Here is a 13,196-nt window from a genome sequence, read left to right as displayed (position 1 = left end):
CACACCCGTCCCAGACATACGCGCGCTGCTCCAGCAGCCTGTCCAGAGTTAAGGACTACGTCAAGGCCGTTCCGCGCAATGTGCCCCGGTTTGGCGGCCGTTGCCCTTCATTCGGAACCACGACTGTGACGCATTCACCACGGCACCCCCTCAACTCGCCCGCTCCGGAACGAGAAGGGCCCCGGGCGGTGGTGACTGCCCGGGGCTCAACTGCTGTAAGGACGAGACTACTTCTCGTTCTGCTTGCGCCAGCGGATGCCCGCCTCGACGAAGCCGTCGATCTCGCCGTTGAAGACCGCTTCCGGGTTGCCCATCTCGAACTCCGTACGCAGGTCCTTGACCATCTGGTACGGGTGCAGGACGTACGACCGCATCTGGTTGCCCCAGGAGTTGCCGCCGTCGCCCTTGAGGGCGTTCATCTTCGCCTGCTCCTCCTGGCGGCGGCGCTCAAGGAGCTTCGCCTGGAGGACGTTCATCGCGGATGCCTTGTTCTGGATCTGCGAGCGCTCGTTCTGGCAGGAGACGACGATGCCGGTCGGCAGGTGGGTCAGCCGGACCGCGGAGTCCGTGGTGTTGACGCCCTGGCCGCCGGGGCCCGAGGAGCGGTACACGTCGATGCGGAGCTCGGACTCGTCGATCTCGACGTGGTCCGTCTGCTCGACCACCGGCAGCACCTCGACGCCCGCGAAGGACGTCTGGCGGCGGCCCTGGTTGTCGAAGGGCGAGATCCGCACGAGCCGGTGGGTGCCCTGCTCGACGGAGAGCGTGCCGTAGGCGTACGGCACCTCCACGGCGAAGGTGGTCGACTTGATGCCGGCCTCTTCGGCGTAGGCCGTCTCGTAGACCTCGGTCTTGTAGTTGTGCCGCTCGGCCCAGCGCAGGTACATGCGCTGGAGCTTCTCGGCGAAGTCCGCGGCGTCGACGCCGCCGGCCTCGGCCCGGATGGTGACCAGGGCCTCGCGCGCGTCGTACTCGCCGGACAGGAGGGTGCGGACCTCCATCTCGTCGAGCGCCTTCCTGACGGAGACCAGCTCCGACTCGGCCTCGGCGAGCGCGTCGGCGTCGCCCTCGTCCTCGGCGAGCTCGAAGAGGACTTCGAGATCGTCGATCCTGCTGCGCAGGGCCTCGGTCTTGCGGACCTCGGCCTGGATGTGCGAAAGCTTGCTGGTGATCTTCTGCGCCGCCTCCGGGTCATCCCAGAGGGACGGCGCTGCCGCCTGCTCCTCGAGCGCGGCGATGTCCGCCCTCAGCGCATCCAGGTCCAGGACGGCCTCGATCGACCCCATGGTCGAGGAGAGGGACTTCAGCTCTTCGGAAATATCGACGACTGCCACGGGTCCAGCGTAACGGCTGTCGGCGCGGACGTTCCTCGGGCCGGGCGATCGCCGTTCCGCGGCCCCGCCCCCTTCGGCCCGGCGGGGCCGGGTTCCGCCGTGCTCAGGGGGTACCGGGGGCGGAGTTCCCGGAGTCCTGCGGGGTCGCGCCCGCGTCGTCGCCGCTCATCGCCAGCCAGCCGCCGAAGCCGAGTCCGGCGACCAGCACCAGCGCCGCCGCGCCCAGCGTGATGCGGCGCTTGCGGATGGCCGCCGACTTGTTGCGCGCCGAGCCGGGCCGGGGGCGGCCGGGGGCGCGCGGGGCGCGGGCGGTGCCACGGGGGCCGCCGGACAGCTCGTCGGGGGCCGGGACGCGCATGCTCGTGTGGGTGTCCCGGTTGGAGTCGGGGGACGAGCCGGGGACCAGCGGCACCGCGCCGCGGCGGCGGGGCTCCTCGGCCGCCGGGGTGTACTGCTGCTCGTCGTAGCTCTGCCCGTGCGGCTGGGGCTCCGGCTCGTCGTCCGGCTCGTCCACGTCCAGCGGCGGGATGCCGGCCAGCTGCGGGAGCTGCTCGCGCAGCCGGGCCGCCAGCTCGGAGGCGCGCAGCCGGGAGGCCGGGGCCTTGGCCAGGCACTGGACCAGCAGCTGCCAGAGCTCCTCGGGGATGCCGGGGAGCGGGACGACCGTCTCGGTGACATGGCGGCGCAGGACGGCGCCAGGGTGGCCGCCACCGAAGGGCGTGAAGCCCGCCAGGAGCTCGTACAGCACCGTCGCGAGGGCGTAGATGTCGACGGCGGCGCGCGGCGGGAGGCCCTCGACGATCTCGGGGGCCAGATAGTCCGGCGTCCCGATGATCTTGGTGGCCTTGGTGCGGCGCGGGGTGTCGATCAGCTTGGCCACGCCGAAGTCGGTGAGGAGCGCGGGGTGGGAGTTGCCGGGGCCGAGCGGACCCTCCATGTCGAGCAGGATGTTCTCCGGCTTGACGTCGCGGTGGACCACCCCGGCGGCGTGCGCGGCGGCCAGGCCGTCGGCCACGTCCGCGACGATCGCGACGGCGGCCTCGGGCGCCAGCCTGCGTTCGCGGTCGAGCCGGGTGCGCAGATCCGTGCCGCGGACCAGGTCCATGACCAGGGCCAGGTCGTTGCCGTCCACCACGAGGTCGCGGACGGCGACGATGTGCGGATGGTCGAGTCCGAGCAGGGCGGTGCGCTCCTGGACGAACCGCCCGACGAGTTCCTGATCCGCCGCGAGGTCCTCGCGGAGCAGTTTGATGGCGACGGGCCCCTCGGGGCCGTCGCCGAGCCACACCGTGCCGGCGCTGCCGCGCCCCAGGATCTGGTGGGCGGTGTACCGGCTGCCGATATTCCGTGCCAAGACTGCTCCCTCAGCGGCTGGCGATTGGGCCTTCGCGCAACAACCCCCGGTCGACAAAGTTACGCGGCGATCGGGGGGTTGCGTGCCCTGGATGGCACCAACCTTCACTTCTGCGTACGAATTGCCAGGGGATTGGTACGCAGAAGTCGATATAGCTACAGAATTGACGGGGCGTCCGACTGGATCGGCGGCGCCCCGCTCCGTCAGTTGCCGCTGCCGCCCAGCTTGGAGATCCAGTCGGAGACGGTACCGGCGGCGTCGCTGATCGCGTCCCAGTAGCCCTCGCCCTGGCCGATCCAGTCCTTCAGCGGGGTGAGTTCCCAGATCAGCCAGCTCGCGACGACGAGCAGGACCACCGTGAACAGGCAGCCCTTCAGGCAGCCGAGGCCGGGGATCTTCATCGGGTTGGCGCCGCGCTGCCTGGGCTCGCGGGGCGGACGCTGAGCGGGCTGCTGGGGCTGTTGGGGCTGCTGCTGCTGCGGCGGCGGCGCGTACTGCTGGCGCTGCTGCTGCGGCTGGTACTGCTGCTGCGGCTGTTGTTGCTGGTACTGCTGTTGCTGCGGCTGGTACTGCTGCTGTTGCTGCCGGTCCTGCGGCGGGTACTGCTGCTGCCGGCGCGGCTGTTGCTGCTGCTGGGGCGGCTGCTGACGCTGGGGGCGGCGGCGCAGCGGGTCCTGGCTCGGGTCGAGGTACTGGACCTGCGTCTGGTCGTTGCGGTCGCGGGCGGCCTGGAGCTGGGACTGCCAGGGGTGCGGCCCGTCGGACTGCGGGGCCCCCTCGGGCTGCGGCGGGACGGGCGGCAGGACCGCGGTCGGGTCGGCGTGGCCGCCGCCCGGTCCGGCGTTCTGCTGCATGACGCTGGTGGCCGCGTTCGGGTCGTACGAACCGGCGTTGCTCGGCAGCACCTGTGTCGGGTCCGCCGCTCCGGGCGTCTCCGGGACGGCCGTCGGCGCCGGGTCGGGCGCGAGCAGGGCGGCCACCCCGTCGGCTGCCGCGATCTGCGCGGAGTTCGCGTGCACGCCGATGCCGTCGGCGACGGTACGCAGCGCGCGGGCCAGGTTCTCGGCGCTGGGCCGCCGGTCGGGGTCCTTGCTCAGGCAGCGCTCGATGACCGTCCACAGCGGCGCGGGGACGTTGCCGGGGCGGCGGGGCTCCTCGCTGAGGTGCCGTTGCAGGACTTCGAGCGCGGTGCCGCCGGCGAACGGCGGCCGGCCGGTGAGCAGCTCGTACAGCAGGATTCCGGCGCCGTAGATGTCGACGGCCGAGGTCTGCGGGCGGCCCTCGGCCGACTCGGGCGCCACATAGGCCGGTGTGCCGACGAACTCGTGCGTCCGGGTCAGCCCCGGGGAGTCCGCGAGCCGGGCGATGCCGAAGTCGGTGAGCATCGGGTGCATCACGCCGTCGCGCTCGGAGACCAGCACGTTGGCGGGCTTCAGGTCGCGGTGCACGACGCCGTCGGCGTGGCTGGCGGCGAGCGCGTCGGCGATCTGCGCGGTGAGCAGCGAGGCGGCGACCGGGGTGAGCGGGCCGTTGTCGCGGAGATAGCGGTGCAGGTCCGGGCCGTCGATCAGGTCCATCACCAGGGCGAGGAGGTCGCCCTCGACGACCAGGTCCCGGGTGCGCACGATGTTCTCGTGGGTCAGTCGCAGCAGCACGGAGCGCTCGCGCAGGAACCGCATCACGACGTCCGCGTCGTTGGCGAGCTCCTCCTTGAGGACCTTGATCGCGACGAGCTCGCCGGGCTGGCCCGTGACGGCCGCCTCGGCTCCCGCGGCCTCACGCTGGCGGGCGCGCCAGACGGTGCCCGTGGCGCCGCGTCCCAGCGGCTCCTCGAGCAGGTACTTGCTGCCTACCGGCCGCACGTCATGCGCTCCCTGCTGATCGTGGTGCTTGCGGTCCCCCGGATTCCTCCAGGAGTTTCCGGCCCACTCTAGAGCCTGTCCGGCGGTGGGTGGCCGGCTCCGCCCGGTTGCCGCTTTGTCCGGAATTCCCGGGGGGCCGGTTCTGCCCGCCCCGGAGCGCACCGGTTGCGGAGGAAGACGCTCACTTCGGACGGATGGTTGCCGTGCCCGGCCGTGCGCGAGGTCCCCGGGGGCCGGTTCCGGCCGTATCGGCACTGCCGAAGAACGGGCCAAGCAGGCACTTTTGGGCGCACAGCCGACCTTTCAAGATCACTTAGTGGTGACCCGCGGGCGGGTTGTCAGTGGCAGGTGCGAGGATGCCTCCAGCACGGAACTGTGGGGTGGGGAGCCCTGCGGCACGTGACGAACCTGTACCGGACGACGCGTCCGTGCCGGGTGGGGGGAATCACAGGGCGTTTCCCCTGCCGGGCACCCCGCGCAGAAGGGACCGCTGACGCGATGCAGATCCGGCTGACCGTCCTCGCGCCGCGCAGCGGCCAGACCCCGGCGCGCGCCTGCGATGTGCTGGTCACCGCCCCAGCGGGGACGGCGCTGGCCACCGTGGCGTCCGGCCTGGCCGCGGCCGTCTCCGGGCCCGACGGCTCCCTCGGCAGCGGTGCGGTGGTGCTGTTCGCCGGGCGGGAGCGGCTCGACGCACAGCGCAGCGCCCTCGGTGAGCCGCCCCTGGTCGACGGGGCGGTGCTCTCGCTCCAGGTCCCGGGCGAGGACGAGTCGACGGACGACGCCGTTCCGGCGCGGCTGCACGTGATCGCCGGACCTGACGCGGGCGGGGTCCATCTCCTGCACGGTGGGCAGATCCGGATCGGCCGCTCGGCCGAGGCCGATGTCCCGCTCGACGACCCCGACGTCTCGCGGCTGCACTGCGCGGTGACCGTCTCCGACGACGGCCGGGTCGCGGTGGCCGACCTGGGCTCCACCAACGGCACCTCGCTGGACGGCACGGAGGTCCGCGACCGTCCGGTCCGGCTGAAACCCGGTGCGCTGCTGCGGCTCGGCGAGTCGACGCTCCGGCTGACCTCGGGGGCGCGTACGCCGACGCTGAGCACGGCGCCGGACGGCGAGGGCCATCTGCGGGTGGCCAGGGCGCCGGGCGCCCCGGACCAGGACTGGGACCAGGACTGGGACCAGGCCCCGGACCCGGACTCGGGACACGGTTACGGGGACGGCTCCGCCCACGGGTACGGCGCCCACGAGGAGGCCGCCTTCCACGGCCACGAGCGCGGCGCCCAGGACGACGACGACCGGGACGGGCCCGCCGCGGCCCATCCCCGGCCCGGCTCCGGGCGCCCCGGCCGCTCCCCGGACGAGGAGGCGCCCCGGCGGGGGATAGGCGCCTGGGCCCGCCGGCTCGCGGGCGGCAAGGGCGATCCGGTGCACGAGAGCGCGCCCGACGAGACGGCTGCGCCGGCCCCGGACCCCGCCACCTTCACCGCGCTGCCCACCGCCCCGGAGGGCACCTGGCCCGATCCGGCGTCCGTACTGCTGACCGCGCTCGGACCGGGCCCCCGGCTGTGGGAGCGCGACCCCGCGCATCCGGAGGCGCTGGTGGTCCGGCTGGGCACGACCGAGCGGGCCGAGCTGCCGGCCGTGCCGGTGACCGTGGGGCTGCGGGAGGCGGGCTCGCTGGGGCTCGCCGGGCCGCGGGACCGGCTGACGGGGCTCGCCCGCTCGGCGGTGGCGCAGCTGGCCGCCCTGCACTCCCCCGCCGATCTGGAGATCGTGCTGATCAGCACGGACCGGGCGCGCGGGGTGGAGGAGCGGCGGCGCGAGTGGGCCTGGCTCGGCTGGCTGCCGCATCTGCGCCCGATGCACGGCCAGGACTGCCGGCTGCTGCTCGCGTACGACCGTGAGCAGGCCGCCGCCCGGACCACGGAGCTGGTGCGCCGGCTGGACGAGGGGCCGCTGGGGCCCGGCTGGGCGAGTCTGGACCGCGCGACGGTCGCCGAGGCCGCCCTGCACTACGAGGGCCCGTTCACCGTGGTGATCGTGGACGGCGACCCCGGCTCCTCGGCGCTGCGCGAGAGCACCGCCCGGCTGGCCGGGGCGGGCGCGGCGGCGGGCATCCATCTGATCTGTCTGGCCGAGACCCCGGCCGCCACCCCGACGTCCCCGGTCGCCGCGACCTACGAGGCGGCCTGTCATGCCTCGATCGCCTTCCGGGAGTGCGGGGCGGTGGCGATGCTCAGCGGCGATGTGGCGACGGCGCTGCGGCTGCTGCGCACGGCGGGCGGCCGGGCGGCCGGCCACGGCACGGTCGCCGCGGTGGACGCGGTGTCGGCGCACTGGGCGGAACGGTTCGGCCGGGCCCTGGCCCCGCTGCGCGCGGAGGGGCAGGGCGGGCCGCCCGGCCGGCCGGCCGCGGTGGCGCTCCCGCCCTCCGCCCGCCTCCTGGACGAGCTGGGCCTCGCCCGCGCCACCCCGGCCTCCCTGATGGCCCGCTGGGCCTCCACGGCGGACGACCAGCCGGGCGCGACGGTCCGCGGCTCGGGCGGCGCCGGTGGCGCGGCCCCCCGCGTGGGGGCCCAGCGCACGAGCGCCGAGGCACCCCGCCCGTCCGGGGCACGGGGCACGGACGCGCCGGGCTCGGGCCGCACGCCGTACCCGCGGGACGCGACCGGCCGGGGCTCGGGACGCACCCCGTACCCGAACGCCGTGGAGAACCAGGGCTCGGGCCGCACCCCCCACCCCGACGGCACGTACGCGCCGGGCTCGGGCCGCACCCCGTACCCCCGCGGCCTCGACGGTCGCGCCGGCCCCAACGAGACCCACGCGGGCATACCGCGCGGCGCCTCCGGCCTCGGCGAGGCGTACGACGGCACGGGCTCCGGCCGCACCCCGTACCCCGGCCGCCCGGACGCGTACGACCGCTCGGGCTCGGGCCGCACCCCGTACCCCGAGCGCACCGACACCCCCGCGTCCGGCCGCACCCCCCACCCCCGTGTGGGCGGGCAGCGGTACGACGGGGGGCCCGGGGACACCCCGAGTTCGCGCACCCTGTCCGGCTCCGACACCCGCGCCTGGGACGGGTCCACGGACGGGTCCTCCGATGTGAGGGACAACGACAGCCTCCGCTCCGCCGGTTCGGGGCGTTCCTCGAACCGGGTCAGCGGGCCGCGTCAGGGCGACGCCCCGCGGATCGCCGCACGCGGCTCAGGTCCCGGCGGCGGCGCGGCGGACACCGGCTCCCGTCCGGCCGCCTCCGCCGGCGTGGGCGCCGCCTTCGCCGGGCGGCCCGTCGTGGTGCTCGGGGCCGGGCCGCGGGGACCGGTGAGTGTGGATCTCGCCGACGAGGGGCCGCACCTCCTCATCGAGGGGCCGGGCGGCAGCGGACGTACCGAGCTGCTGAGGGCCGTCGCCGCGTCGCTGGCGGCCGCCGCCCGGCCCGACCGGCTCGGCATCCTGCTGGTCGACGGGGCCGGGGGCGAGCGCGGCGAGAGCCTGCGTCCCTGTACCGAACTCCCGCACGTGTTCACGCACTTGGTGGCCTCCGACCCGGTCAGGATGCGGGAGTTCGCGCAGGCGCTGGCCGCCGAGATCAAGCGGCGGGCCGAACTGCTCGGCGGGCTCGACTTCGCCGAGTGGCACAGCCTCCCCGGGGCGGCGCGGCGCACGGGCGGCCAGTGGCCGCCGAGCGCGTCCGAGCAGCGCGGCGACGTGGACTCCCAGATGAGCGGCACCCTGCAACTGCGGCCCGCCGCGGCCCGGCCGCCGGAGCCGGGACCTCCGCCGCTGCCCAGGCTCGTCGTGCTCGTGGACGACTTCGACGCGCTGATCGCCCCGGCGCTCGGCAGTCCGGGGCGGCCGGCCGCGGGTTCGGTCGTCAGGGCGCTGGAGGCCGTGGCCAGGGAGGGCGGCAGACTCGGCGTCCACCTGGTCGCGACGTCCGCCCGCCCGGAGCGCACGGAGGACACCGACCTGGCCCGCGGGGCCCGGCTGCGGGTGGTGCTCGATGCGCCCGTCGTCCCGCCCTCGCCGGACGGCCCGGCGCCGGGCCGCGGACGGCTGGGCCATCCGGACGGGCGGGTGACGCCGTTCCAGGGCGGCCGGGTCACGGGCCGCATTCCGCGTACGGCGACGCTGCGTCCCACGGTCGTACCGCTGGAGTGGGAGCGGATGGGCGACCCGCCCACCCGCCGCCCGGTGCGCGAGTTGGGCAACGGGCCGACGGACCTGGCGCTGCTGGCCAGTGCGCTGGAGCGCGCGGCGCGTTCGGTGAACGCCGCGCCGCTGGCGCCGCTCGCGCCCGCTCACCTCTGAGAGCCGGTCGGCCTGCCGACCGGCTCTCAGAGGGGCGACGGCCCGGGGGTTCGGGCCTGTCGTCCCCCAATCTCCGGATACCGTCACTGACTCGACGTCACGAGCCCATCACGATCATCTAGTTGGGCCCGATAGTGGTATTGCGGCACCCGGATGCCGGGCGTAGGACTGTGCGCACACGACCACATGATGAATGACCGGCACCGTCGGAAGTCCGACGGTGCCGGTCGGTGCAAGCGCACAGGAGAGACGGGGCAGGGATGCGCACAACGCTTCGGATTCGCAGAGCCGCCATGGTTTTCACAGCCATCGGCGCACTGGCCCTCACCGGCTGCGGCGACGACGGTGACGGCGGAAAGAACAAGACCGACGGGGGCGGCTCCGAAGGAAGCAAGGACACGGCGTCGAGCGTCGTACTGCCGAAACTGAACGGCGAGAAGATCTCCGTCGCGGCGGTCTGGACCGGCCCGGAACAGGCCAACTTCGTCAAGGTGCTGAAGGAGTTCGAGAAGCGCACGGGGGCGACGGTCACCTTCGTCCCGGCGCAGGACCCGATCGTCAACTTCCTCGGTACGAAGATCGCGGGCGGCCAGCCGCCGGACGTCGCGATGATCCCGCAGGTCGGGGCGATCCAGCAGGCCGTCGCGAAGAAGTGGGCGAAGCCGGCCGGCGCCGAGGCGAAGGCCCAGCTGGCCAAGAACTACTCCAAGGTCTGGCAGGACCTGGGCTCGGTGGACGGTACCCAGTACGGCGTGTACTTCAAGGCCGCCAACAAGTCCCTGATCTGGTACAACGCCAAGGCGTTCGAGAACGCGGGCGCGTCGGAGCCGAAGACCTGGAAGGACTTCCTGGCGACCGCCGAGACGGTGTCCGCCTCGGGCGTCACCCCGGTCTCGGTCGCCGGCGCGGACGGCTGGACGCTCACCGACTGGTTCGAGAACATCTACCTCTCCCAGGCGGGCCCCGAGAAGTACGACCAGCTGGCCCAGCACAAGATCAAGTGGACGGACGGGTCCGTCAAGGACGCGCTGACCACGCTCGGGCAGCTCTTCGGGAAGCCCGCCCTGATCGCGGGCGGCGCCGACGGCGCGCTCCAGACGGAGTTCCCGGCCTCGGTCACCCAGACGTTCACCGGCGGTGACCAGCCCAAGGGCGCGATGGTCTTCGAGGGCGACTTCGTCGGCGTCAACATCGCGCAGACCAAGGCCAAGATCGGTACGGACGCCAAGGTGTTCCCGTTCCCCGCGGTCGGCCCCGAGTCGCCCGTGGTGACCGGCGGGGACGCGGCGGTGGCCCTGAAGGACAGCAAGGGCGCCCAGGCCCTGCTGACCTGGCTGGCCTCCACCGACGCCGCGAAGATCTGGGCCGAGCAGGGCGGGTTCATCTCGCCCAACAAGGCCCTGGACGCCACCGCGTACCCGAACGAGGTGCAGCGCACGATGGCGAAGGCGCTGATCTCGGCCGGGGACGCCGTCCGGTTCGACATGTCCGACCAGGCCCCGCAGTCGTTCGGCGGGACGCCCGGCAAGGGTGAGTGGAAGACCCTCCAGGACTTCCTGAAGAGCCCGAAGGACATCGCGGGGACCCAGGCGAAACTGGAGTCCGACGCGGCCAAGGCGTACAAGAGCTGACGGGATGACGACAGCCGCAGCGGGGGGCGCCGACGAGGCGCCCCCCGCCGACACCCAAGCCCGCGGCGGGACCTCGGTACCCGCCCCCAGAGAGCCCGGCTCCGGGCAGCCGCCCACCCGCAAGGTGCCCAGCCGCAAGAGCGTCACCGGCACCCGCAGGGTCATCGCGGCGCTCTTCCTGCTGCCCGCACTGGTGCTGCTCGGCGCGCTCGTCGTGTATCCGATCGTGTACTCCGTCTACCGGTCCTTCTTCGACCAGGCGGGGACCGGTTTCGCCGGACTCGACAACTACAAGGCGCTGTTCTCCGACGACACCATCCGTACCGCGATCAAGAACAACGCGATCTGGGTCGTCCTCGCACCGACCGTCTCCACCGTTCTCGGCCTGATCTTCGCCGTGCTGACCGAACGGATCCGCTGGGGCACGGCGTTCAAGCTGATCGTCTTCATGCCGATGGCGATCTCGATGCTCGCCGCGGGCATCATCTTCCGGCTGGTGTACGACCAGGCACCGGAGCGCGGGGTCGCCAACGCCGTATGGGTGGGCGTGCACGACACGTTCTCCGAATCGGCGGGCTTCCCCAAGGCGCATCCGCTGCCCGTCCACCCGCTGAAGGCGGCCGGCGGCGGGTCCTTCGTGACCAAGGTGCCGGTCCGGGCCGGCGAGCCGGTCCAACTGCCCCTGGTCGGGGTACTGCCCGCGAAGATGCCCACCGACGCGAAGCCCGCACGGACGCCCGCGACGGTGAACGACGGGAAGATCACCGGCACCGCCTGGCTGGACTTCACCCAGGGCGGCGGCGGCAAGCCCAACGTCATCGACCCCAAGGAGCTCGGCCTCAAGGGCATCGAGGTCGAGGCCGTCAAGGACGGCAAGGTGGTCGCCTCGGCCACCGCGGGCGCCGACGGCACGTTCACCCTGCCCGCCGCGGCGGACGGGGCCGAACTCCGGCTCCCGGCGTCCAACTTCAAGGAGCCGTACAACGGGGTCGACTGGCTCGGGCCGACCCTCGTGACCCCCGGCATCATCGGCAGCTACGTCTGGATGTGGGCGGGCTTCGCCATGGTGCTGATCGCGGCCGGCCTGGCGGGCCTGCCGCGCGAACTCCTCGAAGCGGCCCGGGTCGACGGGGCCAACGAGTGGCAGGTGTTCCGCCGGATCACGGTGCCGATGCTCGGCCCCGTCCTCGCGGTGGTGCTGGTGACGCTGATGATCAACGTCCTGAAGGTCTTCGACCTGGTCTTCATCATCGCGCCCGGCTCCTCGCAGGACGACGCGAACGTACTGGCGCTCCAGCTCTACCGGTCCTCGTTCGGCACGGACGCGGACCTGGGGATCGGCAGCGCCATCGCCGTACTCCTGCTGCTGCTGGTGATCCCGGTGATGCTCTTCAACATCAGGCGGATAAGGAAGGAGGGGCGCCGATGACGACACCCTCGACCACGGCCCCGCCCGCCGGGGCGGACGACGCCCCGGACACCGGCACGGCGAAGGCCCGGCGCTCGCTCAGCGCCCGGATCGCGGCACGGGCCGGCGGCGGCGTGATGCGGGTCGTCCTGGTGCTGGTGGCCCTGTTCTGGCTGATGCCCACCATCGGGCTGCTGCTGTCCTCGCTGCGCAGCCCGGACAAGATCGCGGCGACCGGCTGGTGGAAGGTCTTCACCGTCCCGTCCCAGCTGACCTTCGACAACTACTCCCGGCTGCTGCACAATTCGACGATCACCGATTCGCTGTTCAGCACCATCATGATCACCGTCCCGTCGACCGTCCTGGTCGTGGTGATCGGCTCGCTCGCCGGATACGCCTTCGCCTGGATGCAGTTCCCCGGCCGCGACTGGTGGTTCCTGGTGGTGGTGGGGCTCCTGGTGGTCCCGGTGCAGGTCGCGCTGATCCCGGTCTCCAAGCTCTTCGGCGCGGTCGGCATCTTCGAGACGACCTTCGGCGTGATCATCTTCCACACCGCGTTCGGCCTGCCCTTCGCGATCTTCCTGTTGCGCAACTTCTTCGCGGAGATCCCGCGGGAACTGCTGGAGGCGGCCCGGCTCGACGGGGCGGGTGAGATCCGGCTCTTCACCCGGGTCGTGATGCCGCTCGGCGGTCCCGCGATCGCCTCGCTCGGGATCTTCCAGTTCCTCTGGGTGTGGAACGACATGCTGGTCGCCCTGATCTTCGCGGACTCCGGTTCGCCGCCGATCACGGTCGCACTCCAGCAGCAGGTACGGCAGTTCGGCAACAACATCGACGTCCTGGCGCCCGGCGCCTTCGTCTCGATGGTGATCCCGCTCGCGGTGTTCTTCGCCTTCCAGCGCCAGTTCGTCTCCGGCGTCATGGCGGGCGCGGTCAAGTAGCCGCCGGGGCGCGATCCACGCCCCGGCGGGTCATGCGCGTCAACGCGGGGCAGTCCGGTCAACGACCCTGGGCTGCCCCGTCCGCGTGCCCGGGGGCGTCACGGCCCCGGCGCCCCCGGGATGTCCAAGGTTCGCTTAAGGGCGTGGGTAGTATGATAAGTGGGGCCTTCATCAGCCGCGCGGTCGACCACATCGACGGCAGAGTGTTGTGTCTGCCGGTTCCGGCCGGAATATCCGCGTCCGTGTCCATCGATCGGATGGCTCGGCCGACCGGCCGCCCCACCGGGGCCCGACCCGCCCGCCTCCCCGACCGTCGCACCGTTGTCAGCCCCCTGCCCGTCCTGCTGAG

At 73.0% G+C, this 13,196-nt stretch carries 7 protein-coding genes; 4 read left to right on the top strand and 3 right to left on the bottom strand.

From position 1 onward, the window contains the following. Positions 1–227: 227 nt before the first annotated feature. The 3 genes from prfB to ACZ6S6_RS11175 form a co-directional block, all read right to left on the bottom strand. Positions 228–1,334, bottom strand: a complete 1,107-nt coding sequence (gene prfB / locus ACZ6S6_RS11185) for a peptide chain release factor 2 (protein ID WP_362961404.1) — start codon at positions 1,332–1,334, stop codon at positions 228–230. A 103-nt stretch (positions 1,335–1,437) separates the two neighbouring features. Further along, positions 1,438–2,688, bottom strand: coding sequence for a serine/threonine-protein kinase (locus ACZ6S6_RS11180; RefSeq protein WP_363073542.1), 1,251 nt, complete (start codon positions 2,686–2,688; stop codon positions 1,438–1,440). 203 nt (positions 2,689–2,891) lie between these two features. Beyond that, on the bottom strand, positions 2,892–4,550 hold the full coding sequence (locus ACZ6S6_RS11175) for a serine/threonine-protein kinase (RefSeq protein WP_362961408.1): 1,659 nt from the start codon (positions 4,548–4,550) through the stop codon (positions 2,892–2,894). Positions 4,551–5,048: 498 nt separating this feature from the next. Between ACZ6S6_RS11175 and ACZ6S6_RS11170 the strand changes: the two genes are divergently transcribed. The 4 genes from ACZ6S6_RS11170 to ACZ6S6_RS11155 all read left to right on the top strand — a co-directional run bounded on the left by ACZ6S6_RS11170 (position 5,049) and on the right by ACZ6S6_RS11155 (position 12,847). Beyond that, positions 5,049–8,867 (top strand): FHA domain-containing protein, encoded by a 3,819-nt coding sequence (locus ACZ6S6_RS11170; RefSeq protein ID WP_469705038.1) that lies wholly within the window; start codon positions 5,049–5,051, stop codon positions 8,865–8,867. 260 nt (positions 8,868–9,127) lie between these two features. After that, on the top strand, positions 9,128–10,498 hold the full coding sequence (locus tag ACZ6S6_RS11165; protein ID WP_362961412.1) for an ABC transporter substrate-binding protein: 1,371 nt from the start codon (positions 9,128–9,130) through the stop codon (positions 10,496–10,498). A gap of 4 nt (positions 10,499–10,502) precedes the next feature. Beyond that, positions 10,503–11,927, top strand: coding sequence for a carbohydrate ABC transporter permease (locus ACZ6S6_RS11160; protein ID WP_362961414.1), 1,425 nt, complete (start codon positions 10,503–10,505; stop codon positions 11,925–11,927). After that, entirely contained in the window at positions 11,924–12,847 is a 924-nt protein-coding gene (locus ACZ6S6_RS11155; protein WP_362961416.1) for a carbohydrate ABC transporter permease, read from the top strand. The genes ACZ6S6_RS11160 and ACZ6S6_RS11155 overlap by 4 nt, the downstream gene beginning before the upstream one ends. Positions 12,848–13,196: the final 349 nt, after the last annotated feature.

Source organism: Streptomyces sp. NPDC048671, assembly GCF_055587045.1.
The sequence above is the reverse complement of the archived record's forward strand: the minus strand, read 5'-3'. Positions and strand labels throughout refer to the sequence as shown.

Bases quoted from the DNA above. Each gene is read 5' to 3' on its own strand.
- ACZ6S6_RS11170 (WP_469705038.1), top strand. From the start codon at position 5,049: ATGCAGATCCGGCTGACCGTCCTCGCGCCGCGCAGCGGCCAGACCCCG.
- ACZ6S6_RS11165 (WP_362961412.1), top strand. From the start codon at position 9,128: ATGCGCACAACGCTTCGGATTCGCAGAGCCGCCATGGTTTTCACAGCC.
- ACZ6S6_RS11160 (WP_362961414.1), top strand. From the start codon at position 10,503: ATGACGACAGCCGCAGCGGGGGGCGCCGACGAGGCGCCCCCCGCCGAC.
- ACZ6S6_RS11155 (WP_362961416.1), top strand. From the start codon at position 11,924: ATGACGACACCCTCGACCACGGCCCCGCCCGCCGGGGCGGACGACGCC.